This window comes from Streptomyces sp. Tu6071, from assembly GCF_000213055.1.
GTDB lineage: Bacteria > Actinomycetota > Actinomycetes > Streptomycetales > Streptomycetaceae > Streptomyces > Streptomyces evansiae.
Map to the genome: position 1 here is coordinate 5,625,810 of NZ_CM001165.1, position 26,685 is coordinate 5,652,494.

General features: G+C 73.1%; 25 protein-coding genes and 1 tRNA gene. 15 read left to right on the top strand and 11 right to left on the bottom strand.

What is annotated here, in order from left to right:
* Positions 1-12: 12 nt before the first annotated feature.
* Entirely contained in the window at positions 13-1,224 is a 1,212-nt protein-coding gene (locus STTU_RS23520; RefSeq protein ID WP_007827505.1) for a PucR family transcriptional regulator, read from the bottom strand.
* Positions 1,225-1,317: 93 nt separating this feature from the next.
* Between STTU_RS23520 and STTU_RS23525 the strand changes: the two genes are divergently transcribed.
* Entirely contained in the window at positions 1,318-1,998 is a 681-nt protein-coding gene (locus tag STTU_RS23525) for a pirin family protein (RefSeq protein ID WP_007827506.1), read from the top strand.
* A 6-nt stretch (positions 1,999-2,004) separates the two neighbouring features.
* Here the strand turns inward: STTU_RS23525 and STTU_RS23530 are convergent, their stop codons facing one another.
* Positions 2,005-2,823, bottom strand: a complete 819-nt coding sequence (locus tag STTU_RS23530) for a serine hydrolase domain-containing protein (RefSeq protein WP_199785087.1) — start codon at positions 2,821-2,823, stop codon at positions 2,005-2,007.
* Between the two features lie 117 nt (positions 2,824-2,940).
* Here STTU_RS23530 and STTU_RS23535 point away from each other — a divergent pair, with 117 nt between their 5' ends.
* The gene (locus STTU_RS23535; protein WP_007827508.1) at positions 2,941-3,393 is read left to right on the top strand and encodes a MerR family transcriptional regulator; all 453 of its coding nucleotides are present in this window, start codon (positions 2,941-2,943) and stop codon (positions 3,391-3,393) included.
* A gap of 13 nt (positions 3,394-3,406) precedes the next feature.
* Here STTU_RS23535 and STTU_RS23540 read toward each other — a convergent pair whose 3' ends face one another.
* The 3 genes from STTU_RS23540 to STTU_RS23550 all read right to left on the bottom strand — a co-directional run bounded on the left by STTU_RS23540 (position 3,407) and on the right by STTU_RS23550 (position 6,696).
* The gene (locus tag STTU_RS23540) at positions 3,407-4,285 is read right to left on the bottom strand and encodes a DUF4429 domain-containing protein (protein ID WP_007827509.1); all 879 of its coding nucleotides are present in this window, start codon (positions 4,283-4,285) and stop codon (positions 3,407-3,409) included.
* A 204-nt stretch (positions 4,286-4,489) separates the two neighbouring features.
* Complete coding sequence (locus STTU_RS23545) at positions 4,490-5,707, bottom strand: alpha/beta hydrolase (RefSeq protein WP_007827510.1); 1,218 nt, start codon at positions 5,705-5,707, stop codon at positions 4,490-4,492.
* A 176-nt stretch (positions 5,708-5,883) separates the two neighbouring features.
* Positions 5,884-6,696 (bottom strand): TetR/AcrR family transcriptional regulator, encoded by an 813-nt coding sequence (locus STTU_RS23550; protein ID WP_043256099.1) that lies wholly within the window; start codon positions 6,694-6,696, stop codon positions 5,884-5,886.
* 252 nt (positions 6,697-6,948) lie between these two features.
* On the opposite strand from STTU_RS23550, the gene STTU_RS23555 reads away from it, so the two are divergent.
* Entirely contained in the window at positions 6,949-8,439 is a 1,491-nt protein-coding gene (locus STTU_RS23555; RefSeq protein ID WP_007827512.1) for an MFS transporter, read from the top strand.
* 174 nt (positions 8,440-8,613) lie between these two features.
* The gene (locus STTU_RS23560; RefSeq protein WP_007827513.1) at positions 8,614-8,997 is read left to right on the top strand and encodes a peptidase inhibitor family I36 protein; all 384 of its coding nucleotides are present in this window, start codon (positions 8,614-8,616) and stop codon (positions 8,995-8,997) included.
* A gap of 97 nt (positions 8,998-9,094) precedes the next feature.
* On the opposite strand, the gene aceE is transcribed toward STTU_RS23560, so the two are convergent.
* The gene (aceE, locus tag STTU_RS23565; protein ID WP_007827514.1) at positions 9,095-11,821 is read right to left on the bottom strand and encodes a pyruvate dehydrogenase (acetyl-transferring), homodimeric type; all 2,727 of its coding nucleotides are present in this window, start codon (positions 11,819-11,821) and stop codon (positions 9,095-9,097) included.
* 474 nt (positions 11,822-12,295) lie between these two features.
* Between aceE and STTU_RS23570 the strand changes: the two genes are divergently transcribed.
* From STTU_RS23570 to STTU_RS23595, 6 genes are all read left to right on the top strand, one after another.
* Positions 12,296-12,736: a DUF3052 domain-containing protein gene (locus tag STTU_RS23570; RefSeq protein WP_009064836.1), complete on the top strand. Its 441-nt coding sequence runs from the start codon at positions 12,296-12,298 to the stop codon at positions 12,734-12,736.
* Positions 12,737-12,880: 144 nt separating this feature from the next.
* Entirely contained in the window at positions 12,881-13,339 is a 459-nt protein-coding gene (locus STTU_RS23575; RefSeq protein WP_007827516.1) for a peroxiredoxin, read from the top strand.
* Positions 13,340-13,501: 162 nt separating this feature from the next.
* Positions 13,502-14,077, top strand: a complete 576-nt coding sequence (locus STTU_RS23580) for a TerD family protein (protein WP_007827517.1) — start codon at positions 13,502-13,504, stop codon at positions 14,075-14,077.
* Positions 14,078-14,203: 126 nt separating this feature from the next.
* Entirely contained in the window at positions 14,204-14,779 is a 576-nt protein-coding gene (locus STTU_RS23585) for a TerD family protein (protein ID WP_007827518.1), read from the top strand.
* 73 nt (positions 14,780-14,852) lie between these two features.
* On the top strand, positions 14,853-15,980 hold the full coding sequence (locus STTU_RS23590; RefSeq protein WP_007827519.1) for a DUF475 domain-containing protein: 1,128 nt from the start codon (positions 14,853-14,855) through the stop codon (positions 15,978-15,980).
* A 180-nt stretch (positions 15,981-16,160) separates the two neighbouring features.
* Entirely contained in the window at positions 16,161-16,916 is a 756-nt protein-coding gene (locus tag STTU_RS23595) for a hypothetical protein (protein WP_007827520.1), read from the top strand.
* 142 nt (positions 16,917-17,058) lie between these two features.
* On the opposite strand, the gene STTU_RS23600 is transcribed toward STTU_RS23595, so the two are convergent.
* The gene (locus tag STTU_RS23600) at positions 17,059-17,808 is read right to left on the bottom strand and encodes a TerD family protein (protein WP_043256101.1); all 750 of its coding nucleotides are present in this window, start codon (positions 17,806-17,808) and stop codon (positions 17,059-17,061) included.
* Between the two features lie 196 nt (positions 17,809-18,004).
* Here STTU_RS23600 and STTU_RS23605 point away from each other — a divergent pair, with 196 nt between their 5' ends.
* From STTU_RS23605 to STTU_RS23615, 3 genes are read left to right on the top strand one after another with little or no spacing between them, the layout of a single operon-like run.
* Complete coding sequence (locus STTU_RS23605; protein ID WP_007827523.1) at positions 18,005-19,180, top strand: HpcH/HpaI aldolase/citrate lyase family protein; 1,176 nt, start codon at positions 18,005-18,007, stop codon at positions 19,178-19,180.
* 44 nt (positions 19,181-19,224) lie between these two features.
* Positions 19,225-21,660, top strand: a complete 2,436-nt coding sequence (locus STTU_RS23610) for a phosphoribosyltransferase (protein WP_007827524.1) — start codon at positions 19,225-19,227, stop codon at positions 21,658-21,660.
* Positions 21,657-22,466 (top strand): hypothetical protein, encoded by an 810-nt coding sequence (locus tag STTU_RS23615; protein ID WP_043256103.1) that lies wholly within the window; start codon positions 21,657-21,659, stop codon positions 22,464-22,466. Before STTU_RS23610 ends, STTU_RS23615 begins: the two co-directional genes overlap by 4 nt.
* A gap of 112 nt (positions 22,467-22,578) precedes the next feature.
* Here STTU_RS23615 and STTU_RS23620 read toward each other — a convergent pair whose 3' ends face one another.
* The 3 genes from STTU_RS23620 to STTU_RS23630 all read right to left on the bottom strand — a co-directional run bounded on the left by STTU_RS23620 (position 22,579) and on the right by STTU_RS23630 (position 25,350).
* Entirely contained in the window at positions 22,579-22,797 is a 219-nt protein-coding gene (locus STTU_RS23620; protein ID WP_007827528.1) for an FmdB family zinc ribbon protein, read from the bottom strand.
* A 232-nt stretch (positions 22,798-23,029) separates the two neighbouring features.
* Positions 23,030-24,475, bottom strand: coding sequence for a hypothetical protein (locus STTU_RS23625; RefSeq protein WP_007827530.1), 1,446 nt, complete (start codon positions 24,473-24,475; stop codon positions 23,030-23,032).
* Between the two features lie 122 nt (positions 24,476-24,597).
* Positions 24,598-25,350: a DUF4097 family beta strand repeat-containing protein gene (locus STTU_RS23630; RefSeq protein WP_007827532.1), complete on the bottom strand. Its 753-nt coding sequence runs from the start codon at positions 25,348-25,350 to the stop codon at positions 24,598-24,600.
* A 156-nt stretch (positions 25,351-25,506) separates the two neighbouring features.
* Between STTU_RS23630 and STTU_RS23635 the strand changes: the two genes are divergently transcribed.
* Positions 25,507-25,578, top strand: a tRNA-Val gene (locus STTU_RS23635).
* A gap of 556 nt (positions 25,579-26,134) precedes the next feature.
* On the top strand, positions 26,135-26,368 hold the full coding sequence (locus STTU_RS23640; protein WP_010264020.1) for a helix-turn-helix domain-containing protein: 234 nt from the start codon (positions 26,135-26,137) through the stop codon (positions 26,366-26,368).
* 80 nt (positions 26,369-26,448) lie between these two features.
* Here STTU_RS23640 and STTU_RS35020 read toward each other — a convergent pair whose 3' ends face one another.
* Complete coding sequence (locus tag STTU_RS35020; protein ID WP_007827533.1) at positions 26,449-26,613, bottom strand: hypothetical protein; 165 nt, start codon at positions 26,611-26,613, stop codon at positions 26,449-26,451.
* Positions 26,614-26,685 lie beyond the last annotated feature (72 nt).

The window sequence follows — 26,685 nt, forward strand, 5'->3', positions numbered from 1 at the left end:
TCGTACAAAAGCCTAGGATCGCTGCTCGGCCGCGGCCAGGCGCCCCAGGATCAGCGCGATGCGCAGCGTGAACGCGGAGCGTACATCCGAGGGTGACCAGCCGGTGACGTCAGTCACACGTCGGAGCCGGTAGCGCACGGTGTTCGGGTGCACGAAGAGCATCCGCGCGGCCCCCTCCAGGCTGCTCGCCTGCTCCAGGTAGACGCTCAGCGTCTCCAGGAGCGCCGAGCCCGCCTCCTGAAGTGGTCTGTAGATCTCCTCCACCAGCTGGTCGCGCGCGGCGGGGTCCGAGGCCATCGCGCGCTCGGGGAGCAGGTCGTCCGCGAGCACCGGGCGCGGGGCGTCCTGCCACGCCGCCGAGGCGCGCAGCCCGGCCGCGGCGGCCGCCGCCGAGCGGGTCGCGGCGAGCAGGTCGGGGACCACGGGCCCGGCGACGACGGGACCCGCCGCGTACGGGCCGATCAGGGATTTCGCGACCGCGAGCGGGTTGTCGCTGCCGCCCGCGATGACGACGAGGCGGCTGCCGAGCACCCCGGTGAGGACCTGGAGCTTCGCGTGCCTGGCGGCGCGCCGGATCGCCTCGACGGTCAGTTCGCTGTCCCCGTCGGGCGCGGTGCCGAGCAGGACGCACACGTACTCGGGCGCGTTCCAGCCGAGCGCGGCGGCCCGCGACACGGTGCCCTCGTCGGCCTCGCCGGAGAGCACCGCGTTGACGACCAGGGACTCCAGGCGCGCGTCCCAGGCGCCCCGTGCCTCGGCGGCCTGCGCGTAGACCTGCGCGGTCGCGAAGGCGATCTCGCGGGCGTAGCGCAGCAGCGCCTCGCGCAGGACCGCCTCGTCGCCCGGCGCGGCCACGTCGTCGATCGCGCTCTCCATGACCTCGATCGTCGTGCGGACCATCTCGACGGTCTGCCGCAGCGTGACCGCCCGGGTCAGCTCGCGCGGCGCGGTCCCGAAGACGTCCGTGGAGATCGCCTGCGGGGCCTCCGGGTGCCGGAACCACTCCGTGAAGGCCGCGATCCCCGCCTGCGCCACGAGCCCGATCCACGAGCGGTGCTCGGGGGGCATCGCCCGGTACCAGGGCAGCGTCTCGTCCATCCGCTGGATGGCGCGGGCGGCGAGCCGTCCCGAGGAGTGCTCCAGCCGCTTGAGGGTCGCCGCGTGCGGGTGCGCGGGGGCCGGGGAGGCGGGCGAGGCGGCGGGGCGGGATACGGAGTCGGGCACGGGTCCAAGACTGCCTTATCGCGTCGCCGAACGGGGCGGCCGGGGTCCGTCACGTGCCGCACGCGCCACGTCACGCTGTGTGCCGCCGCTACGGTGGGCGCCGTGATCGACGTACGACGCGGCGCTGACCGCTACCCGGGCGGGGAACCCGATGCGGGCATCACGACCCGGCACGCCTTCTCCTTCGGCCCGCACTACGACCCGGACAACCTGCGCCTCGGCCCGCTCACCGCCTGCAACGAGGAGCACCTCGCACCGGGCGCGGGCTTCGCCGAGCACCGCCACAGCGACACCGAACTCCTCACCTGGGTGGTCTCCGGGGAGCTGCGCCACCGCGACGCGGAGGGCCGCTCCACCGTCGTGCGCCCCGGCGATCTCCAGCACCTCGGCGCGGGCTCCGGCGTCCACCACGTCGAGCGCAACGACGGCGCGGAACCCCTCGTCTTCCTGCAGTTCTGGCTCGCCGCCCGCACCCCCGCCCTCACCCCCCGCTACACCCTCGTCCGCTCCCTCGCGGGCCCGTACGAGGTCCCCGAGGCGGGCGCGGTGCTGCGCCTCGCCCGCCCGGCCCCGGGCGCCACGCTGCCGCTGCCCGCCGGGCCGTACGGGTACGTCCATGTCGTGCGCGGGGAGGCCGAGTTGGCGGGCGGGGAACGGCTCGCGGCGGGCGATGCGGTACGGGTGCGGGCCGGGGCGGACGTGCGGGGGGCCGTGCTGCGGGCGCGGACGGCGTGCGAGGTGCTGCTCCTCGCCCTGGCCGACCCCTTCGGGTAGGCCCGCTCAGGCGTCCCGCAGCTCCGCGAGCACCGCGTCCGTCAGCGGCGGCCACGCCTCGACCGCCCACGGGCCGAAGGCGCGGTCGGCGAGCGCGACGCACGCCGCGCCCGCCTCCGGGTCGACCCACAGGAAGGTCCCCGACTGCCCGAAGTGGCCGAAAGTGCGCGGTGAGGAGTGGGCGCCGGTCCAGTGCGGGGACTTGCCGTCGCGGATCTCGAAGCCGAGGCCCCAGTCGTTCGGCTTCTGCTGCCCGTAGCCGGGCAGGACGCCGTTGAGGCCGGGGAAGGCGACGCGCGTCGCCTCCGCGACGGTGCCCGCGTCGAGGAGGCGCGGGGCCTGGAGTTCGGCGGCGAACAGGAGCAGGTCGTCCACGGTCGAGTGGCCGTCCTTGGCGGGCGAGCCCTCCAGTGCCGTCGCGCGCATCCCGAGCGGCGCGAAGACGCCCTCGCGCAGGTACGCGGCGAAGGGGATGCCCGTCGCCCGCGCGACGTGCGCGCCGAGCGCCTCGAAACCGGCGTTGGAGTAGATGCGGCGCGTCCCGGGCGCGGCCTGGACGCGGTCCTCGTCGAACGCGAGGCCGCTCGTGTGGGCGAGGAGGTGGCGCACGGTCGCGCCCTCGGGCCCGGCGGGCTCGTCCAGCTCGATCGCCCCCTCCTCGTACGCGAGCAGGAAGCCGTACGCGGCGAGCGGCTTGGTCACGGACGCGAGCCAGAAGCGTTGGTCCGTGGGGCCGTGCCGCCCCACGACGGTTCCGTCGCCGCGGACGACTCCGGCGGCGGCGGCCGGGACGGGCCAGGCTTCGATCGACTTCAGGCTCTCCAGGCTCTCCATGCGGGCGAGTCTAGGCGGCGTTCCCAGGCCGTCGGCGAGCGCGTATTGCCTGGAGTGCGCTCAAGGGTTTTACGGTGGGTGCGGTCCGCCTCACCCGAAGGGACACCCATGACCCTCGCCCACCCCGTCGCCCCCTCAGGCCCGGTCAACGGCCGCGACCTGTGCCTCGCGAAGCTCGCCGACTACCCGCGCCCGGACGGCAGGGACCACTACACGATCAGCGAGGTCGTCACGCTCACCGGGCTCAGCGCCCACACCCTGCGCTGGTACGAGCGCATCGGCCTGCTCGAAGAGGTGGACCGCTCGCACACCGGGCAGCGCCGGTACAACAACCGCGACCTCGAATGGCTCTCGTTCGTCAACAAGCTGCGGCTGACGGGCATGTCGGTGGCGGACATGGTGCGGTACGGGGAACTGTCGCGGGCCGGGGAGCACACGGTCGCCGAGCGCAGGGAACTCCTGGAGGCGACGCGCGAGGAGGTCCGCTCGCGGATCGCGGCGCTCCAGGACACGCTCGGGGTTCTCGACCACAAGATCGGGATCTACTCCGCGAAGTCGTGACCGGCGTGGGCTCTCACAACTGCGCCAGCAGTTCCTTCTTCTTCGTCGTGAACTCCTCGTCCGTGAGCAGCCCCGCGAGGTGCAGTTCGCCGAGGTGGCGGATGCGTTCGGCGATGTCCGCCGGGTCGGAGCGGAGCGCGGCGACCGCTGACGCCGCCTCGCCCGTACCGCTCCTCGCCGCGCTGCTCCTGGTGGCGGCGAGGACGGCGGCGGCGAAGGGCAGGGACTCGTGCACGGGCCCGTACCCGAGGCCGAAGACGACGGCCGCCGGGTCGTGGTCGGCGGCGGGCCCCGTCCCGGTGCCGGGCGCCGGATGGCGGGGGAGCAGGCGCAGGTAGCCGTCGAGTATCTCGGGCGAGCGCCACTCGACGCCGCTCAGCGCGGCGACGGGGAAGGACTGATCGCCCGCCTTCCACTTCGCGCTCGTCGCCCCCGTGCGCGACCAGCGGAAGGAGACCACCGAGCCGTTGAAGCTCGCCTTGCCGTCGTACGCCTTGAACTGCTGCGGCCCCTCGGGCGCGTCGACGAGGAAGCTCTCGGCGGGCTCGGCGACGCCGGGGCCGAGGCGGTCGCGGATCTGCGCCGCGTGGAACTCGGCCAGTTCCTCGCGCTCGGCGGGCAGCACGAGGCGGTACGGGTCGCAGTTCTCCTTGAGCTGACCCGCCGCCGCCTCCATCAGCGGGTCGGCGCCCGCGCGCGGCACGGCGCGCAGCACGACGGTGCCGCGCCGCCCGGGGGCAAGCGTCACCGTGTCGATCGCCGCGAGCGGCACCCGGCGCTCCCCGAGTGCCTGGAGCAGCTTCGGCGTCCGGATGCCCCGTTCGTAGCGGATGAGCACGGAGTCCTCCGCGAACTCCCAGGTGGCATGGAAACCGGCCAATACATCACCCATACGGCTCATCGTATGCGGCACGCGCGTCTCCGTCCCCTCTCCTGCGGCCCACCGGTCCGCTTGACCGGCGCTTTTCTCCCGGGCCCCGACCTCTTGCTTCTCTCCCGTCCCGCCCGGTGTACGCGGTGGCGGGTACGGACGTTCCGTCTCCGCTCCGCCTTCCGGGCGGTGTGCCGCCGGTACGGGTACGGACGGGTCCGCCGCTCAGGCGCGGCTCGTACCCCGCTCGGGCACCCCCGTCCTGCACCCCGCGCCGCCCGGCGCGCAGCCGACGTCCCCGAAGTCCGCCGTGCCGATGTGCGCGAGATTGCGCAGGCTCGCCGTACCGGGCACGAAGTAGCCACCGTGCCCCACCGCGCCCGTCGAGGAGAAGACCCGCGCGCCGAAGTCCTTGCCGACGGGGTCGGCGCCGTGCCCGAGCGAGCCGAGCTCGACGTGCGGCACGTCCCTGATCCAGTCGCCCGCGTCCCGCGTCGCCCACACCCGCGCCCTCGTGCCGAGCCCGGCCGCGCTCGCGCTGCGCATCCCGGGGCTCCCGGCGACGGCGATGTCGGTGACCGTACGCGGCAGCCGGTCGGCCGCGACCCCGCACACCACGGAGCCGTAGCTGTGGCACACGAGCGCGATCTTCAGCCCGCCCGGCAGCCCCCGCACGAAGGCGTCGAGCCGCTCCGCGCCCTCCTGCGCGCGGCTCGCCGTCGCCGCCTCGATGCCGATCCCGCCGGGCGCCGTGTAGTCGGCCCAGGCGATCACGGCGGTACGGGCCCGGGGCGCCGCCGCCTGTTCGGCGGCGTAGAGCGAGCGGCCCATCCCGGAGGGCGCGGTGAAGGGCCGGTTGCCGCGCTCGAAGGTCATGAGCGCGGTGTCGACGCCCGGGACGACGACGGAGACGCGCCGCGCGTGCGCGAGGTCGCCGAAGACCTCCGCGGCGCGGCCCGAGCCGTTCGGGTCGAAGGCGAGGAAATCGCGGTCCGGGCGGAGCATCGACGTGTAGCGCGCCGCGCGGTCCGCGGCCTCCTCGCGGCCGTCCGGCGACAGGCGCGGGTCACGCGTGCGGCGCTCCTCGTGGTCGCGGGCCTGGGTGAGCGCGAGCCGGTTCGCGGCGTAGCGCAGCGTGAGGGGGGCGCCGTTCATGTTGCCCACGGCGAGCGGGTAGCGGTGCACGAGGTGCCGGCGCTGGGCGGGGCGCAGCGCGGCGAAGAACTCGCGCAGGCGCTCCGGCGGCGAGGCGGCGTCCGGCAGCGCGCGGTGGTCGACGCGCGCGTGGTTCCAGGCCCGTACCGACAACTGGAGCGGGCCGCCCGGGTCGTGCCGGGCCCTGACCGCGGTCCAGCCGGTCGTGGCGAGCATGACGAAGACGACCGCCACCGCGAGCAGCGCTCGCCAGGCGTTGAGTTGGGGGGACGAGTCGAAGGAAGTCACTGCGCCACACCCTAGGAGACGGCAAGTGCCGGAGGCCAAACCGGTGAGCCACATCACCCTGGCGCCCCCGGATGGGAGCCGATCGGCCCGCACCCGTCCGGGAAAGGGGCGCCGACCGGCCCTTTCGCCTTCCCGCCCGCCCCTCCCGGGTCCGGGCTGCCCCGTCCCCTCCCGGCTCAGGAGGGGACGGCCTCCCCGTCGGCGGGGCTGGTGCGGGCGGTGCCGGTGGCCGGCTCGGCTGTCGCGGACTGGCGCGGTACGAGCCCCGTGCGGTCGTCCGGCTCCGCGCACGTACCCGCCCCGCACACCCCGCCCGTGCCGCCGTCCTCCCCGCCCCACTGCCGGACCAGCGAGGGGGCCAGGTGGTCGAGGTGCTGGACGGCGAGGGCGCGCAGCGCCTCGGCGCTGCCGTCCTGGCCCGCGCCCCAGCGGTGCTCGGTGAGCCGCATCACGCCGCCGAAGGCCGCGACCACGACGCGGGGCCGCAGGTCCACCTCCGGGTCGACGCCCTCGCGCGCGGCGATCACGCGCGCCATCTCCTCCTCGCTCTCGCTCGCCCTGCGCAGCCGCGCGGCGAGCAGCGCGGGCGTCCTCGCCACGAGCCGGCAGGTCCGCAGATGCAGGTCCACGGGGACGGAGAGCCCGGCCACCTCCGGCAGCTCGCCCCAGGACTCCAGGACCGCGCGGCGCAGCGCGAGCACCGGCGACTCGCTTGCCGGGCGGGCGCGCAGGGCCTGGAGGAACCAGCGCTCGATGAGTTCCTGCGTCGCGAGGGCCACGTCCTCCTTGGTGGCGAAGTAGCGGAAGAAGGTACGGGTCGAGACCTCGGCGCGGGCGGCGATCTCGTCGACCGTCGTCCTCTCGTAGCCGCGTGCGGCGAAGAGTTCCAGCGCCGTGCGCAGGAGTCGTTCCCGGGTGCGCGTCTTCTTGCGCTCGCGCAGGCCGCCCCGCGCGCCACCCGCCCCGGGGCCCTGCCGCTGCTCCGTCACCTTGCTCCTCGCTCCCTCGCCCGGACCCCCGTACATGAGCTGGCGCTTTGTCCCCGGGCGGGGTCCTGTCAGTTACCGGCATATGAAATTGATTGTCAACTGTCATGCGGTGACAGTAATTTGACGCCCATGACTAGTCAGACCACCGTCGGACCGGAGGACGGGACGCCGCTCGCGCCCGTCGGCAAGGGAGCACGCGGCAGCCTGCGGGGCCGTCCTTGGCTGACCCTCTTCGGAGTTGCTATCGGCGTCATGATGGTCGCCCTTGACGGCACCATCGTGGCGATCGCCAACCCGGCCATCGCGGACGACCTGAACACGAGCCTCGCCGGGGTGCAGTGGATCACCAACGGCTACCTCCTGGCCCTCGCGGTGGCGCTCATCACGGCGGGCAAGCTCGGCGACCGCTTCGGCCACCGCCAGACCTTCCTGATAGGCGTGGCGGGCTTCGCGCTCGCCTCCGGGATCATCGGGCTCTCCTCCAGCGTCTCGCTCGTCGTCGCCTTCCGCGTCCTGCAGGGGCTCTTCGGCGCGCTCCTGATGCCGGCCGCGCTCGGCCTGCTCCGCGCGACCTTCCCCGCCGAGAAGCTGAACATGGCGATCGGCATCTGGGGCATGGTCATCGGCGCGTCCACGGCGGGCGGGCCCATCGTCGGCGGGCTGCTCGTCGAGCACGTCTCCTGGCAGTCCGTGTTCTTCGTCAACGTGCCGGTCGGCGTCGCCGCCCTCGTCCTCGGCCTCTTCATCCTCAAGGACCACCGCGCCGAGAACGCCCCGCGCTCCTTCGACGTCCCGGGCATCGTGCTGCTCTCCGGAGCCATGTGCTCCCTGATCTTCGCGATCATCAAAACGGGTGACGGCTGGAGCTGGAGCGACGGGCGCACGTGGGGGCTCCTCGGCCTCGCGGTCGTGTGCTTCGCCGCCTTCGCCTACTGGCAGACGCGGGCGAAGGAACCGCTCGTGCCGCTCGCCATGTTCCGCTCGGTCGCGCTCTCGGCGGGCACCGTGCTCATGGTGCTCATGGCGATCGCCTTCCTCGGCGGCATCTTCTTCGTCACCTTCTACCTCCAGGGCGTGCACCGGCTCAGCGCCGTCGACAGCGGCCTGCACCTGCTCCCGCTCACCGCCATGATGATCATCGCCTCGCCGATCGCCGGGGTGCTCATCACGCGCTTCGGGCCGCGCGTCCCGCTCGTCGGCGGGATGCTCGCCACGGCGGCCTCGATGTTCGGGCTCTCGACGCTGGAGGCGGACACGGGGACGGTCACGATGTCGCTGTGGTTCGCGCTCCTCGGCCTCGGCCTCGCCCCCGTCATGGTCGGCGCCACGGAGGTCATCGTCGGCAACGCGCCGCTCGAACTCTCCGGCGTCGCGGGCGGCCTCCAGCAGTCGGCGATGCAGGTCGGCGGCGCGCTCGGCACGGCCGTGCTCGGCGCGGTGATGGCCGCGCGCGTCAACAAGGACCTCCCGGGCAACTGGACGGACGCGGGCCTGCCGAAGCTCCGGGGCGCGCAGCTCGACCAGGCGTCCCAGGCCGTCCAGCTCGGCGTCCCGCCCGTGCCGCCGCACACCCCGAAGGAGGTCGCGGCGCAGATCACGACGGTCGCCCACGACACCTTCATGTCCGGCATGGGCCTCGCCTGCACCGTCGCCGGGATCGTCGCCCTCGTCGCGGCGGCCGTCGCGACGCTCACGAAGCGCGGCGACAACGCGGCGGAGGGCGCGGGCGCCGCGCACATCTGACCCGCCCGCCACGTCAACGAAGGGCCCCACCGACTCACTCGGTGGGGCCCTTCGCGCTGTCCCGGGACCTTTTCCCCTATCAGTGCGGTCCCGCTCGTGGCGGCTTCCGCGGCGGCGGCGAGGCGGCCCAGAGTGCGCGTCAGAACCGGCGCCCATTGAAAGGACCGCGCCCCCATGCGTACGACCCTCACCACGCTCGCCTGCGCCCTCGCCCTCGGCGCGACCCTCCTCACCCCGGCCGAGGCGGCTGCCCCGGCACGCACGGGGGCCGGCTCCTCCGGCGCGTGCGGCCGGGGCGAGCTGTGCCTGTGGCCCGGCACGGGGTACGGGGGCCGCCGCACCGTCCACGAACTCTCCGGCACCGACATCGAGAGCTGCGTCCCGCTGAGCGGCAGAGCGGGAGCCCTCTCCCTGGCCAACCGCACGGGGCGGCCGGTCACGACGTACCAGTCCGCGGAGTGCGGCGAGACGGGGGAGTTCGAGACGTACCCCGGCGGCGGCACGTGGCTCCCCGAATCCCCTTACAAGGTGCGGGCATTCAAGATCTGGGAGAGGTGACCGGGTCATCAATGGAGCCCTCCGGGGGTTCCCCCGGCCGCGAAGGCCGGGGGAGTTCGAGGGGCGGAGCCCCGGGAGGCCGGCCCCGCCGGAGAAGCTACGCGTCGCCCCCGGCAGCACCGGGGTCCGCCGCCGCCACGTCGAGCAACTGGTACCGGTCGATCGCCCGCCGCAGCACCCCGTGTTCGAGGGCGCCGTCCCGCACCAGCTCCGTCAGCACCCCCAGCACGATCGACGGCGCGTCGATGTGGAAGAACCGCCGCGCGGCGCCCCGCGTGTCGGCGAAGCCGAACCCGTCGGCCCCCAGCGAGCCGTACCGGCCCGGCACCCACCGCGCGATCTGGTCGGGGACGCTCCGCATCCAGTCGGAGACGGCCACGTACGGGCCCCCCGCGTCCGCCAGCTTCCGCGTCACGTACGGCACCCGCGTCTCCTCCTCCGGGTGGAGGAGGTTGTGCTCCTCGGCCGCGACCGCCTCGCGCCGCAGCTCGTTCCACGACGTCGCCGACCACACGTCCGCGCGCACGTCCCAGTCCTCGGCGAGCAGCCGCTGCGCCTCCAGCGCCCACGGCACCGCCACGCCGGAGGCGAGGATCTGCGCGCGCTGGCTCCCGGCGTCGCCGCCGCGCAGCAGGTGCAGGCCCTTGACGATGCCCTCGACGTCCACGTCCTCGGGCTCGGCCGGGTGCTGGATCGGCTCGTTGTAGACCGTCAGGTAGTAGAAGACGTCCTCCGCCTCCGGCCCGTACATGCGCCGCAGGCCCTCGCGGACGATGTGCGCGATCTCGTAGCCGTACGCGGGGTCGTAGGCGACGCACGCCGGGTTCGTCGAGGCGAGGAGCTGCGACTGCCCGTCCGCGTGCTGAAGCCCCTCACCGGTCAGCGTCGTGCGCCCGGCGGTCGCGCCGAGGACGAAACCGCGCGCCATCTGGTCGCCCATCTGCCAGAACTGGTCGCCGGTGCGCTGGAAACCGAACATCGAGTAGAAGACGTAGACCGGGATGAGCGGCTCGCCGTGCGTCGCGTACGCGGACCCCGCCGCGATGAGCGAGGCGACGCAGCCCGCCTCCGAGATGCCGTCGTGGAGCATCTGACCGGTCGGTGACTCCTTGTAGGCGAGCAGGAGTTCACGGTCGACCGACTCGTACTGCTGGCCGAGCGGGTTGTAGATCTTCGCGCTCGGGAAGAACGAGTCCATCCCGAAGGTGCGGTACTCGTCGGGCGCGATGAGCACGAAGCGCCGCCCGATCTCCTTGTCCCGCATGAGGTCCTTGAGCAGCCGCACGAACGCCATCGTCGTGGCGATCGACTGCTGGCCCGTGCCCTTCTTCACCGTCGCGTACGTCTTGTCCCCCGGCAGTTCGAGGGGCTTCGCGCGCACGACCCGCGTCGGCACGTACCCACCGAGCGCCTGCCGCCGCTCGTGCATGTACTGGATCTCCTCCGAGTCCCTGCCGGGGTGGAAGTACGGCGGCAGGCCGCCCTCCAGGTCCTTGTCGGGGATCGGCAGGTGGAGGCGGTCGCGGAAGCCCTTGAGGTCGTCGACCGTGAGCTTCTTCATCTGGTGGGTCGCGTTGCGGCCCTCGAAGTTCGGCCCGAGCGTCCAGCCCTTGACGGTCTGCGCGAGGATCACCGTGGGCTGGCCCTTGTGCTCCTTGGCGGCCGAGAACGCCGCGTACACCTTGCGGTGGTCGTGGCCGCCGCGCCCGAGGTGCAGGATCTGGTCGTCGCTCATGTTCTCGACCATGGAGCGCAGCCGCTGGTCCCCGCCGAAGAAGTGCTCCCTGATGTACGCGCCCGTCTCCGTCGCGTACGTCTGGAACTGCCCGTCCGGCGTCGTGTTCAGCTTGTTCACGAGCAGGCCGTCGCGGTCCTGCGCGAGCAGCGGGTCCCACGTGCGGTCCCAGATCAGCTTGATCACGTTCCAGCCCGCGCCCCGGAACTGCGACTCCAGCTCCTGGATGATCTTGCCGTTGCCGCGCACCGGGCCGTCGAGGCGCTGGAGGTTGCAGTTGACGACGAAGGTCAGGTTGTCGAGGTTCTCGCGCGCGGCGATCGAGAGCTGGCCGAGCGACTCGACCTCGTCCATCTCGCCGTCGCCGAGGAAGGCCCACACGTGCGAGTGCGAGGTGTCGGCGATCCCGCGCGCCTCCATGTAGCGGTTCATCCGCGCCTGGTAGATCGCGGAGAGCGGGCCGAGGCCCATCGAGACGGTCGGGAACTCCCAGAAGTCCGGCATCGAGCGCGGGTGCGGGTAGCTCGGCAGCCCGTTCGGGGCCTTCGACTTCTCCTGCCGGAATCCGTCGAGCTGCGCCTCCGTGAGGCGGTCCAGGAGGAAGGCGCGGGCGTAGATGCCGGGCGAGGCATGGCCCTGGAAGAAGATCTGGTCGCCGCCGTCGCCCTCGTCCTTGCCCCGGAAGAAGTGGTTGAAGCCGACGTCGTAGAGGCTCGCCGAGGACGCGAACGTCGCGATGTGCCCGCCGACCCCGATCCCGGGGCGCTGCGCGCGCGAGACCATGACGGCCGCGTTCCAGCGCGTGGCGTTCAGTACCTTGCGCTCGACCTCCTCGTTGCCGGGGAAGTAGGGCTCGTCCCTCGTCGCGATCGTGTTGACGTAGTCGGTGCTGCGCATCTCCGGGACGGCGACGCGCTTCTCGCGGGCCCGCTCGATGAGGCGGAGCATCAGGTAGCGGGCGCGCTCGCTGCCGCGCTCGTCGACGGCGGCGTCGAGCGAGTCGAGCCACTCCTGGGTCTCCTCGGGATCGAAGTCGGGCACCTGGCTGGGGAGGCCGCCGATGATGATCGGGGTGGGGTCCTGGGGCACGGGGTTCCCTTCGGGGGCGGCGGTGGGGTTGACACGATATGTGCGGGTACGGGTGCGCACGGTGAACCGGGCGCGTCGGGTTCGCCCCCTGTGCGGCTTCCCTCGGGGCTCCGCCCCGAACCCCGCTCCTCAAACGCCGGAGGGGCTGGATCAGCGAGGACCGGAGGGGCTTGAGGGCTGGGGCGGGACGTGACACTCAGCCCCTCCGGCGATTGAGGAGCGGGGTCCGGGGCGGAGCCCCGGAAGGGGCCGGGGTGCCGGGCGGGAGATTTGGGGAACAATGGGAGGCGTGGGCGGCTGCACGAAGCGGAGCGCAAAGGTGTCCGAAGTTGGAGGACACCGCCCGGAAAGTCACCGTTTCGGCGGTCTCGGCTGCCGGGTACTTGCGCGATCGGTCCCGCCCGTGTGGACTACGCCCCATGCCCCCGCGCCCGCGGGGGCGCAGCACATCCCGAAACGATCAGGAGGCAATCCGTGAGCGCGACCGCGGACCACGCGGAGGAGCGGACCAGCCCTGCCGTACGGCTGGGTTTCCAGCCCGAGCAGGTGGTCCAGGAGATCGGCTACGACGAGGACGTCGACCAGGAGCTCCGCGAGGCCATCGAAGAAGCCACCGGCACGGAGCTGGTGGACGAGGACTACGAGGACCTCGTCGACGCCGTGGTCCTCTGGTTCCGCGACGAGGACGGCGACCTGACGGACGCGCTGGTCGACGCCTCGCAGCTGGTCGACGACGGTGACCTCGTCCTGCTCCTGACCCCGAAAACGGGCCGGGACGGGTACGTCGAGCCGAGCGACATCAACGACGCGGCGCGGACCGCCGGATTCACCCAGACCAAGAGCACGAGTGTCGGCAAGGACTGGATCGGCACCCGTCTGGTCACCCCGAAGGCCAGCTCGAAGACCAAGCGCTGAACCGTGCGGCGCCCACCGGGCCCCCCTCGCTCCACAGACTCCTCTGGGGCGGCGGGGGCCCGGTGCGTAGGGTGGGGTCGGCGCCGGGCCCGTACGGCCCAGGACGCCGTTTCCCGTACGCATCACCGCAAAGGATCGGTACCCATGGCGATCGAGGCCGGCACCAAGGCCCCCGAGTTCGAGCTCAAGGACAACCACGGCCGCACCGTGCGCCTCTCGGACTTCCGCGGCGAGAAGAACGTGGTGCTCCTCTTCTTCCCGTTCGCCTTCACCGGGGTCTGCACCGGCGAGCTGTGCGCCCTGCGCGACGAGCTGCCGAAGTTCGAGAACGACGACACCCAGCTGCTCGCCGTCTCCAACGACTCCGTCCACAGCCTGCGCGTCTTCGCCGAGCAGGAGGGCCTGGAGTACCCGCTGCTCTCCGACTTCTGGCCGCACGGCGAGGTCTCGCGCGCCTACGGCGTCTTCGCCGAGGACAAGGGCTGCGCGGTGCGCGGCACGTTCATCATCGACAAGGAGGGCGTCGTGCGCTGGACGGTCGTCAACGACCTCCCGGACGCGCGCGACCTCGGCGAGTACCTCAAGGCGCTCGACACGCTCTGATCCGGCCCGCCCCGGGGCCCCGACACGCACTGCGGAGCCCCGGGCGAAAGAGCCCGTTTCCGGCGGGAACCGGTCACTACTATCCGTACGTTGTCCCGGATAACGACGTACGAAGGTGGCGACCGGCACTCGCCACCCACCCCCGACATCATTGGAGGACCCGTGGGAGTCAGCCTCAGCAAGGGCGGCAACGTATCCCTGACCAAGGAGGCCCCCGGCCTCACCGCCGTGACCGTGGGTCTCGGCTGGGACGTGCGCACGACGACCGGCACCGACTTCGACCTCGACGCCAGCGCGATCCTCACCAACGCCGAGGGCAAGGTCTCCGGCGACGGGGACTTCGTCTTCTTCAACAACCTCAAGAGCTCCGACGGCTCCGTCGAGCACACCGGTGACAACACCACCGGTGAGGGCGAGGGCGACGACGAGCAGATCAAGGTCAACCTCGCCGCCGTCCCCGCGACCGTCGACAAGATCGTCTTCCCGGTCTCGATCTACGACGCCGAGAACCGCCAGCAGTCCTTCGGCCAGGTCCGCAACGCCTTCATCCGCGTCGTGAACCAGGCCGGCGGCACCGAGATCGCCCGCTACGACCTCTCCGAGGACGCCTCGACCGAGACCGCCATGGTCTTCGGCGAGCTGTACCGCAACGGGGCGGAGTGGAAGTTCCGCGCCATCGGCCAGGGCTACGCCTCGGGCCTGCGCGGGATCGCCCAGGACTTCGGCGTCAACGTCTGAGCCGCACGAGGCTCTGAGCCGTACCAGGCAGGCACCGGCCGCGCGCCCCTCCGTCCACCGGACGGCGGCGCGCGGCCCGTTCCGTACCGCCTCCGCTCTTCAGCGGTCCACCAGGGGAGGAAACACATGGGTGTCACGCTCGCCAAGGGAGGCAATGTCTCCCTCTCCAAAGCCGCGCCGAACCTGAGCAACGTCCTGGTCGGCCTCGGCTGGGACGCCCGCTCGACCACCGGCGCCCCCTTCGACCTCGACGCCAGCGCCCTGCTGTGCGCGAACGGGCGCGTGCTCGGCGACGAGTGGTTCGTCTTCTACAACCAGCTCACGAGCCCCGACGGCTCCGTCGAGCACACCGGGGACAACCTCACGGGCGAGGGCGAGGGCGACGACGAATCGCTTCTCGTGGACCTCGACAAGGTCCCCGCGCACTGCGACAAGATCGTCTTCGCCGTCTCCATCCACGAGGCCGAGGCCCGCAGGCAGAGCTTCGGGCAGGTGTCCAACGCCTTCATCCGCGTGGTCAATCAGGCGGACGGGCAGGAACTCGCCCGGTACGACCTCTCCGAGGACGCCTCCACCGAGACGGCGATGATCTTCGGCGAGGTCTACCGCTACGGACAGGAATGGAAGTTCCGGGCGGTCGGTCAGGGGTACGCGTCCGGCCTGAGGGGCATCGCTCTAGACTTCGGGGTCAACGTTTCGTAAAGCCGGACACGGCGCGGAGGGAGTGCTCCTCCAGACAGGTCCGGAGGGGCCCTCCAACGATGGGGAATACGCAGTGCTGTTGAAAACCTTCGGCTGGTCCTTCGGGATCACCGTGCTCGGGCTCGTCGCCGCCGCCTTCTACGGCGGCTGGACCGCCTTCGGTGTCGTGGCGATCCTCGCGGTCCTGGAGATCTCGCTCTCCTTCGACAACGCGGTGATCAACGCCGGAATCCTGAAGAAGATGAACGCCTTCTGGCAGAAGATCTTCCTCACCGTCGGCGTCCTGATCGCCGTCTTCGGCATGCGGCTCGTCTTCCCGGTCCTGATCGTGGCGGTCACCGCCAAGATCAACCCGGTCGACGCCGTGGACCTCGCGATCAACAACAAGGACCACTACCAGGCGCTCGTCACCGACGCCCACCCGGCCATCGCGGCCTTCGGCGGGATGTTCCTGATGATGATCTTCCTCGACTTCATCTTCGAGGACCACGACATCAAGTGGCTGGGCTGGCTGGAGCGCCCGCTCGCCAAGCTCGGCAAGGTCGACATGCTGTCGGTCTGCGTCGCCCTGATCCTGCTGCTCATCGCCTCCATGACGGTCGCCACGCACGCGCACGTGCACGGCGGCGGCCACGTCGACAAGGCCGAGACGGTCCTGCTCTCCGGGATCGCCGGGCTCATCACGTATCTCATCGTCGGCGGGCTCTCCGGGTTCTTCGAGAACAAACTCGAAGAGGAGGAGGAACGCGAGGAGGAGCGCGAGGAGGAGGCCGTCAAGGGCGGCACGTCCCGCTCCGCCGTCGCGCTCGCCGGCAAGGGCGCCTTCTTCATGTTCCTCTACCTCGAAGTCATCGACGCATCCTTCTCCTTCGACGGCGTCATCGGCGCCTTCGCGATCACGAACGACATCATCCTGATGGCGCTGGGCCTCGGCATCGGCGCGATGTACATCCGTTCGCTCACGGTCTACCTCGTCCGCCAGGGCACCCTGGACGACTACGTCTACCTGGAACACGGCGCGCACTACGCGATCGGCGCCCTCTCCGTCCTCCTCCTCGTCACCATCCGGTACGAGATCCCCGAGGTCGTCACCGGCCTCATCGGCGTCGTGCTGATCGCCGCCTCCTTCTGGTCCTCGGTACGGCGCAACAAGCGCATCGCGGCGGAGGAGGGACACGAGGCCGAGAAGGTCGCCGTCTGAGCCCTCGCGGGACCCGGGAGACAGCCGGGCCGCGCGCTTTCGGCCAGGTCACGGCCGAAGCGCGGGCCCTGGTGTAACGGGCCCCGCGCGCTGGGCACCCTCTTCGTGGGGGCGGTCCGAGGACACCTCGGACCGCCCCCACGCGCGTTGGTCACGACGGGACGACAGAGGTGTGTGGGCATGGCCTTCCTGGACGGGCTGCGGGGCGGAGCCGCCGCCTTCGACAGCGGAAACACGAGCGGCAGCGCGATCGAACTGACCAAACGGCACCCCACGGTCTCCCTCTCCAAGGAGGGCGCCGTCTCGGGGAACCTGCGGGTCAACCTCTCCTGGCGGATGCGGACGAGCGACTTCGGCGAGCGGCGCCCCGGTGGGGGGCTGCGGGGGCTGCGGAGCGGCTGGCGCAACCCGCTCAAGTTCTTCCAGCCCGACGTCGTCCAGGCGCACACGCAGTCCATGGTCAACGTCGACCTCGACCTCGGCTGCCTCTACGAGCTGAAGGACGGCACCAAGGGCGTCGTGCAGCCGCTCGGCGGCTTCCTCGGCGACCTCAACGAGCCGCCCTACCTCAAGCTCAGCGGCGACGACCGCTTCGGCGCCCCGTCCGGCGAGACGATGTACCTCAACCTCGACCAGAAGGACGAGTTCAAGCGGCTCCTCGTCTTCGTCTACATCTACGACCAGACGCCCGCCTTCGACCGCACGCAGGCGCAGGTCACCCTCTACCCCAGCAGCGGCCGGCAGATCGTCATCGACCTCGACGAGCGGGCCCCGGAGGCGCGCTCGTGCGCCGTGCTGAGGATCGAGAACGTGAAGGGCGAGCTGATCGTGCACCGGGAGGTGCGGTTCGTGTACGGCTTCCAGGCGGAGCTGGACCGGCTCTACGGGTGGGGCCTGCAGTGGGGGCGCGGGTTCAAGTCGAAGGCGGGGCGCTGACGCGGGTCGCGGGGGCGGGCGTCGGGTGCGGGCCCGCCTGGTTTCCGGGCTCCGCCCCGGACGCCGCTCCTCGATCGCCGGAGGGGATGGCCCCTCGCGGCGCGGGCTGCCCGTTCTTCGCGCGCGGGCTGCCCGGGACCGCTCACCTGAGGAACTGCGGGCCCATCAGCGGCAGGCCCTCGTCCGGCTCGTACTGCGGGTGGCCGTACGGGTCGGGGGCGGGCTGCTGCGGGTAGCCGTACGGGGCCGGGGGCGCCGTCGGGGGCTGCGGGTAGCCGTAGGCCGGGACGGGCGCGGGGGCGGGGACGGGGGCCGGTTCCGGGGTCGGGGCCGGGTCGGGGGCCGCTGACTCGTCGACCGTGATGCCGAAGTCCGTCGCCAGGCCGATCAGGCCGTTGCTGTAGCCCTCGCCGAGCGCGCGGAACTTCCACTCGCCGCCCCTGCGGTACAGCTCCCCGCAGATCAGCGCCGTCTCCGCGCCCGTCTCCGGGCGGATCTCGAAGGACGCGTACGGCTCGGCGTTCTCCCCGGCCGCAGCGTCGAGCAGCAGCAGGCGCAGGTCCCGTACGCCCTCGAAGGGCAGGCTCTCGGCCGAGGCGACGAGCAGGACCCGTTCCACCTCCGTGTCCACGCGCGCCAGATCGGCCTGAATCGTGTCCCGCATGCTGCTGCCCAGGCGCCGCTTCCCGAGGCTCCACACCGTCCCCGAAGGGTGCCGGGGCTGGTTGTAGAAGACGAAGTCGTCGTCGGAGCGCACGCGTCCGTCCGCCGCGAGCAGCAGCGCCGAGGCGTCGACCACCGAGACCTCGGGGCTGGGCGACCAGCACACGACGGCGCGGACCGCCGCCGCCTCGACCGGGACGTTCGAGCCTTTCAGCATGGCGTGCGTCATACCTTCATCCTGCCTTCCCGGGGTACCCGGGGACAACGCGGGTGCTCCCGCGCCGCACGGGTGAGCGCCCCTTCCGTATCGATCCGCCCACCCCCGGTTACCAGAAGTTCACGGGCCGAGGGAACCACTCCGGTCAGCTCGTACGTACTATTACCGGTCACTTCTACTCGAACATTTCTTCCACTTGAGGGGTCAGATGCAGCACTTCGGGCACATCGCCCCGGCGGAGCGCGCCCGGCTCTTCCACCGGGAACCGCGCGCCTTCGCCGCGGACTCGCCGCCGGAGTTCCTCGCGACCGCGCTCGGCGCGACCCTGTACACGCCGGCGACGCGCCCCCGGCTCGCCGACGACGTGCGCAAGCAGGCCGCGCGCGGGACGGTCTCCATGGTGCTGTGCCTGGAGGACTCCATCAGCGACGAGGACGTGCCCGCCGCCGAGCGGAACCTCGTCCACCAGCTCGGCGTCCTCGCCGCCGGGCCCGCCGACGCGCTCCCGCTGCTCTTCGTACGCGTCCGCACGCCCGAGCAGCTCAGCGATCTCGCCCGCCGCCTCGGCCCCTCGCTCCGCGTCCTCAGCGGCTTCGTCCTGCCCAAGTTCACCGAGAAGTGCGGACTCGCCTTCCTGGACGCCCTCGCCGCCGCCGAGAGCGCGGCCGGGCACCGTCTCTACGCGATGCCCGTCCTCGAATCGCCCGAACTGCTCCACGTGGAGACCCGCCACGAGGCACTGGCCGGAATCGCGCGCACCGTGCGCGCCCACCGCGACCGCGTCCTCGCCCTGCGCCTCGGCGTCACCGACTTCTGCTCCGCCTACGGACTGCGCAGACCCGCCGACCTCACCGCCTACGACGTCCGCATCGTCGCCTCCGTCATCGCCGACGTCGTCAACGTCCTCGGCCGCGCGGACGGCACCGGCTTCACCATCACCGGACCCGTCTGGGAGTACTTCCCCGTCGCCGAGCGGATGTTCAAGCCGCAACTGCGCCGCACGCCCTTCGTCGGCGGCGAGGCCGACGAGCTGCGCGACGCGCTCATCGAGCGCGACATGGACGGACTGCTGCGCGAGATCGCCCTCGACCGCGCCAACGGCCTGCTCGGCAAGACCTGCATCCACCCCAGCCACGTCGCCCCCGTGCACGCCCTCTCCGTCGTCACGCACGAGGAGTACAGCGACGCCGAGGACATCCTGCGGCCCGAGCGGGGCGGCGGCGGCGTGCTCCGCTCCGCGTACACGAACAAGATGAACGAGGTGAAGCCGCACCGCGCCTGGGCCGAGCGCATCCTGCGCCGCGCGGACGCCTTCGGTGTCGCCCGCGAGGACGTCGGCTTCGTCGACCTCCTCGCCGCCGTCACCCCGCAGGACGCCCTGTGAGCCCCGCGCGCAGCCCCCTGCGACCGAGCGAAAGAGACGAACACGTGGTGTGGACAGGAAGCTGGGTCGCCGAGCGCCTCGGCGTGCGGCTGAGCGGCGCCCCCGGCATCGAGGACCTGCTCGGCCTCGCGCTGCGCCGCAACCCCAAGCGCGCCCACCTCCTCGTCTCGCACGTCCTCGGCAAGCACGTGCCGCGCTCCCCGCGCGTCGTCGCCGAGACCGGCCGCGCGCTCGGCCGCGAGGTCCGGGTGCTCCTCGGCCCGGCGGCGGACGAGGCCGTCGTCCTCGGCTACGCCGAGACGGCCACCGGGCTCGGGCAGTGCGTCGCCGACGGCATCGGCACCGCCGCCTACCTGCACTCCACGCGCCGCCCCGTCCCCGGCGTCACCCCCGTCGGCGGCTTCGAGGAGGCGCACTCGCACGCCACCTCGCACCTCCTGCTCCCCGCCGATCCGGCGCTGCTCACCGCGCCCGGGCCGCTCGTCCTCGTCGACGACGAGTTCTCGACCGGGTCCACCGTCATCAACACGCTGCGCGAGCTGCACGCCCTGCGCCCCCGCACCCGCTACGTCGTCGTCGCCCTCACCGACATGCGCGGCCCCGCCGACCGCGCCCGCCTCGACGCCCTCGCCACCGAGCTGGACGCCCGCGTCGACCTCGTCGCCGCCGTCGCCGGACACGTCGAGCTGCCCCCGGACGTACTGGACCGGGGACTCGCGCTCGTGGCCGCCGAGGAGGCACGACAGGCCGACCGGGAGCGCACCGCCGAGGCCGTACGGTCGCGGGCGACGCCCCTGCGCCTGGAGCTGGACTGGCCCGCCGGGCTCCCCGAAGGCGGTCGGCACGGCTTCGCGCCCACCGACAGGGACCGGCTCGACGCCGCGCTGCCCGCCCTCGCCGAGCACGTGCGCGCGGCGCTCCCCGAAGGCGGCGGGCGGCTGCTCGTCCTCGGCACCGAGGAGCTGATGTACGCCCCGCTGCGCCTCGCCGAGGCGGTCGAGACGGCCGCGCCCGAGTGGGACGTGTGCTTCTCGACCACGACCCGCTCCCCGGTCCTCGCCGTCGACGACCCCGGCTACGCGATCCGCACCGCCCTCACCTTCCCCGCCCACGACGACCCGGCGGACGGCCCGGGGCCGCGCTACACGTACAACGTCGCGGGCGCGGGCTTCGACGCGCTCCTCCTCGTCACCGACGCCGCCGGCGACACCCCCGCACTGCGCGCGCCGGGCGGCCTCCTCGACACCCTCGCCGGGCACACCCCCCGCCTCCTGTACGCGGCGCTCCCGCACCACGCGCCCCGCGTGCCCCACCCCCGTACCGCACCGGAGGACACCCTGCTCCCCGAACCGCTCCGCGGTCCCGCCTTCTCCAGCTACCCCGCCGACGACGTCGGCTGGCTGCTCCAGGACCTCTCGGACACCCCGCTCGAAGCCCCCACCGAGGAGCGCGAGGAGGCGATCCAGAGCGGCGGCGCGCACTACGCCGAGTCGCTGCCCGTCGAGTACCAGCCCACCCCCGCCTACCAGCGGCTCTACCACGACGCGCTCGACGCCTCCGCCGCGCGCGTCGCGACCGCCGTCGGCACCGTCACCGAGACCGTGCTCGCCGAGCGCTCCCCGCGCCCCGTCCTCGTCTCGCTCGCCCGCGCCGGGACCCCCGTCGGGGTGCTCATGCGGCGCTGGGCGCGCGAACGGCACGGCATCGACGTACCGCACTACGCCGTCTCGATCGTGCGCGGGCGCGGCATCGACGCCAACGCGCTGCGCTGGCTCGCCGCCCACCACGACCCGCGCGACGTCGTCTTCGTCGACGGCTGGACGGGCAAGGGCGCCATCACACGCGAACTCGCCGAAGCCCTCCAGGACTTCCCCGATTTCGACCCCGGGATCGCCGTCCTCGCCGACCCCGGCTCCTGCGTGCGCACCTACGGCACGCGCGAGGACTTCCTCATCCCGTCCGCGTGCCTCAACTCCACCGTCTCCGGGCTCATATCCCGGACGGTGCTGCGCGCCGACCTCGTCGGCCCCGACGACTTCCACGGCGCGAAGTTCTACCGCGAACTCGCCGGTGCGGACGTCTCGAACGCCTTCGTCGACACGGTCGCCGACCGCTTCGGCGAGGTCGCCGACGCCGTCGGGCAGCGCGTCAAGGAACTCGCCGCCGGCGACCGCGCGCCGACGTGGGAGGGCTGGCGGGCGGTGGAACGCCTCAGCGAGGAGTACGGGATCAACGACGTCAACCTCGTCAAGCCGGGCGTCGGCGAGACCACGCGCGTACTGCTGCGCCGCGTGCCGTGGCGCATCGTCGCGCGCCGCGACGCGGGCGCCGACCTCGACCACATCAGGCTCCTCGCCGAGCAGCGCGGCGTCCCCGTCGAGGAGACGGACGACCTCCCGTACACGTGCGTCGGGCTCATCCACCCCCGCTACACACGCGGCGCCACGGGCGCGGACGGCAAGGCGGTGAACCTCGCATGAGCCGTGTCCTCGTCGCGAGCGACCTCGACCGCACCCTCATCTACTCCGCGCGCGCGCTCGCCCTCACGGGCCCCGACGAACAGGCCCCGCGGCTGCTGTGCGTCGAGGTCTACCAGGGCCTGCCGCTCTCGTACGTCACCGAGACCGCCGCCGCGCTGCTCGCCGAACTCGCCGCGCGCACCGTGTTCGTCCCGGTCACGACCCGCACCCCCGCGCAGTACGCGCGCGTCCACCTCCCCGGACCCCCGCCCCGCTTCGCGATCTGCGCCAACGGTGGCCGCATCCTCGTCGACGGCGAGAACGACGCCGCCTGGAGCCGCCGCGTGGAGCGCGCCGTCGCCGACTCCGCCCCGCTCGCCGCGATGCGCGAGCGTCTGCTCGACGGCGCGGAGCCCACGTGGCTCCTCAAGGAACGCGTCGCTGAGGACCTCTTCGCCTACCTCGTCGTCGACCGCGCGCTCCTCCCGGCCGACTGGCTCGACGAGACGGCCGCCTGGGCGCACGAGCACGGCTGGACGCTCTCGCTCCAGGGCCGCAAGCTCTACGCGGTCCCGCGCGCCCTCACCAAGAGCGCGGCCCTCCACGAGGTCGCCGCGCGCACGGGCGCGGGCCTCACCCTCGCGGCGGGCGACTCGCTCCTCGACGCCGACCTCCTCGCCGCCGCCGACCGCGCCTGGCGTCCGGGCCACGGCGAACTCGCCGACCAGGACTGGCGGCACGAGGGCGTGACGGCGCTGGAGGAGGTGGGGGCCGCGGCGGGCGAGGAGCTCGTCCGCCGGTTCCTGAAGGCGGCGGCGGGGGAGTAGCGGGGCGCCGGGGGCCGCTCGGCCGACGCGGCCCCCGGCGGGGGGCTCGGCGGGGTGCTCGCCGGGCTCGGGGCCCGGTGGCCGCTCGGCGGGGCCGTTCCCGGCGGGCCGCTCAGCCGCAGCAGCCGCCCCCGCAGCAGCCGCCGCCCCCGCCCTGCGGCGCGGGCGCGGCACCGCCCGCGGTCCGGCCGCCCACGGCCACGGTCGAGAGCAGCTTGACGGTGTCCGGGTGCCCCGCCGGACAGCTCGCGGGAGCGCCCGACTCGGCCATGGGACGGTTCAGTTCGAAGGTGTCGCCGCAGGCGCGGCAGCGGTACTCGTATCGAGGCATGCGCACAGGGTACGGGCGGAGGCGGAGAGGGAGGGAGACCGCGCGGGCGGCCCCGAACCCGTGACCGCCGTGCGCGCCGCCCTGAACCCGTGACCGCCGCGCGGGCCGCGCCGAACCTGTGATCGCGGTGCGAGCGGTCCCATGCCCGTCCCGCCGCGCGGCCATCGCGCTCGGACCGCCGCGAGGCCCCCGCCGCCGTACCGCCCCCGAGGGCCCCCGACCCCGTCCCGCCTCAGCTCCCGCCGCGCTCCTCGCGGATCAGCTCCACGACTCGCGCGGCCGTCCCGCGCACCGCCTCCGTCTCGCGCAGGAACTGCCAGTAGTCCGGGTGGTGGCCCTCCAGGGCCGTCACCGCCCGGTCCAGGCGCGCCACCGCGTCGTCGAGCGGGCGGGCGTGGCGCGGGTCCGGGGTCTGGCGGCCCGTCATCGCGAGCCGCTGCGCGTCCCGTACCGCGAACCGCGTCCGCTCGATCTCGCGCTGCGGGTCCTTCGCGACCTCGTTGAGCTGCCGCAGCCGGTCCCCGGCGGCCGAGACCGCCTCGTCCGTCTCGTCGAGCAGCGCCCGTACGGTGGCGAGCAGCGCGGTCGCGTCGGCCCAGCGCTGCGCCTCGCGGGCCTGCCGCGCCTCCGCGAGCTTCGTGCCCGCCTGCGCCACGTGCTTCGCCGCCTCCTCCGGGATGTGCTGGAGGTCCTGCCAGCACGGCGCGGTGAACCTGCGCCGCAGCTCGCTGAGGACCGGCTCGACCTGCGCGCTCCGCGTCGTCAGCGCCTCCGCCCTGGTCCGCAGCGAGACGAGCCGCCGGTCGATCTCCCCGGCCCGCTCGGGCAGCCGCTCCGCCTCCGCGCGCAGCGCCTCCGCCTCGCGCCGCACCCGGTCCGCGCGCTGGATCGTCTCCGCCACGCCGTGCCGCGCGGCGCCCTCGTTGAGCCGGGTCAGCTCCGGGGCGAGCGCCGCGAGCCGGGCCGCGAGGTCGTCGGCGCGCAGCCCCTGGGCCCGTACGGTGTCGAGCGCGCTCGTCGTGGCGAGCAGCGACTGCTTGGCGCGCTCGACGGCGGGCGCGAGCCGCGCGAGCTGCGTCTCGGCCTTGCCGAGCAGCGGCCCGAGGCTCTCCGCGAACCGGTCGAGGTCCGCCTTGACCCGCGTCAGCTCGTCCTTCGCCCCGTCCAGCGCGCGCCGCGCCCGCGAGGCCGCCGCGCCGTCCAGCTCGTCGCGGTCGAGGTCCACGGCGTCGACGGCGGCGATGTACGTCCCGCTCGCCTCGTCGATCTTCCGGCCGAGCGCGGCGAAGTCGGAGACCGCGCGCCGCCCGGCGGGGGAGTCGTCGACGGCCGAGATCGTCTCGACCGAGATGCGCAGATCGCGCTGCGCGGTGTCCAGCTCGTAGAAGGCGTTAGCGGCGGCGTCCTTCGCGGCCTGCGCCTCCGCGCGTCTGCTCTCGCCGCGCCCGCCGCCCCCGAACCAGCGCCGCGAACCGCCCCCACCTCCGGTGAGGGCGCCGGGCAGCGTGAGGAGGAGGGGGAGAGGGAGCAGGCTCAGCGCCAGGAGCTCGCGCAGCGGCGACGGGGCCGGGCGGGCCTGGGGACGCGCGGGGCGGGCCCCGGACCGTGCCGGAGCGGCACCTGACCCGGGCCGCCGTGCCGCCCGTCCGGTGCACGACCGCCGAGGTGTCGCCGTCACAATCCCTCTCCCGTGCCGCGTCTCGCTTGCTCGTTTCATTCTCCCATCCAGGAGGACGAACGCGCGGGCGGAAAAGTTCGCGGAAGCGGGTGCCGGTTGTGGCGCGTGGTGCGGCCCGGCCGTCAGCGCGCCTCGCGGATCGTGACGGAGCCGTCCGCGCTGTGCGCCCGTACCTTGTGCGCGCCGTCCTCCGTACGGTCCACCGAGACGCGCGTGCTCCCGTCCCCGACCTCGGTCCGCACGTCGTACGCGACCGAGCCCGGCAGCTCCAGGGTCGTCGAGCCGTCCCTGGAGTCCGTGTCGACGAGCGCGGGCGCGGTACGGGCCACGAGGTGGAGCGAGCCGTCCGCGCTCCGCATCCGCACCGTGCGCGAGCCGATCCCGCGCGCGTCGACGCTCCCGTCCGTGCTGCGCACGTCGAGCGGCCCCGAGACGTCCCGCACCCGCAGTGAGGCGTCCTCCACCCGCGCCTCGACCGCCGTCCGGAACCCGGAGACGCGCACCGCGCCGTCCTTGCCGCGCACCGAGAGCGCGAGCGCGCGCGGCACCTTCACCTCGTACCGCGCGTCGCAGTCGGTGAGGAGCCCGGAGCACGAGGCCCGCAGGCGCAACCGGTCCCCGTCCAGCGCCCAGCTCGCCTTCGGCCCCTCGCCCAGCACGACGTGCCCCGCGAGGCGCCGCGTGACCTCGATCTTCTCGACGTCCGCCGCGACGACGTCGAGCGCCGCGTCGTCCACGTCGACCGTGAGCCGCTTCCCCTCGAAGGCCCAGGCCCGGTGCTCCGCCTTCGCGCCGGAGGCGTCGGCACACCCCCCGAGCCCCGCCACGAGCCCCGCCCCCAGCACCACCGCCGCCACCGCACGCACTCGCCGCATGATTCCGCCGCCCCCGTCCGCCGTCGTTACCCCCGACGGTACGAATCCGTGCCCCCTCCCCACGATGACGCGACCCCCCGTCCCCACCCGGGGGTTTTCCCCACCGCACCCTGTCCCGGCCCCCGCCCGGGGCAAGGTAGGCTGTCGGCTCGACCCGGGCGCGTAGCTCAGGGGTAGAGCGTCGCCCTTACAAGGCGAATGTCGGCGGTTCGAAACCGTCCGCGCCCACTCGGGATAAACGGCAGGTCAGGCCCTGCTTTCGGCCCCTCAACTCACCAGGGTTGGGGGGCCTTCTCGTGCCCAGAATCCACATGGAGTCCACATCCCCACCCGCGTCACTCGTATGAGGGACTGGACCCAGGCGGCCGACCGCATAGAGTGAGCACCGACGAGGGCTGGCGCGACTCCCCTCGCGCGCCAGACGCGTGCTCGTCATCGTCCTGCGGACCCGGGCGGGGAGGCCCGACCCGCAGGCGCCGGCCCCTCGCCGCGAGACTCGGCGAGGGGCCTGGCGACAAATGTAGACCGCCCCACCCCAAGCCCGGGGTGGGGCGGTTCGCTCTGACCGAAGCAGAGCGCAAGATGGCGCCTTTCGGCGGACGCGTGTACACCGCGGCGCCATCCCCGCCCGCGCGCGACCGACGCACAGCGGGCGAGCTTCCGGTACGACCGTCACACGATCTTGCACACCCGGCACGAATATGCCCCTGGTGTCACCCGATCGGATGGCAGATGTACCACCGATGGTACTGACATGCTGTGACCGGCGGCTGAGCGTGGCTGTGTGCCGCCAGAACCGCCCCCCGCCTGGGTCCTCGACCAGCGCCGCGCCGTCGGCGACCGCATCCGCACGGCCCGCCTGGAGGCGGCCATCACGCAGGAGACCCTCGCGGAGCGCACCGGCCTCGACCGGAAGACGATCGTGCGAACCGAGGGCGGCACCCACAGCACGCTTCTGGACCACCTCCTCCTCATCGCCCGCGCGCTCGGTCGGCCGCTTGCGGACCTCGTGAGGTGAAGCCCCGGCCGGGACCGATCCCGGCCGGGGCTCCGTCCCCGCCCTTGACGGGGCGTGGGGCGGGGAGTCAGGAGGTGTTTCTACAGGGCGGGCTGGTTGCTGCCCGGGCAGGTGCTGCGGTCGCCCGGGGGTTGGTGGATGGTGGTCGGCTCGCCGGTCTGGGAGCCCACGATCTGGCCGCAGACGGGGCAGGTGCCGTAGCAGCGTCCAGGATCGAAGTCGCGTCGTCGGGCACGTACAGGCATGCGTCCTCCTGAGAGGCTTGGTGTGCTTCCTGTGGTGGTGCGTTTCCCCGTCGCGCGGCCGGGCCCTGGCGG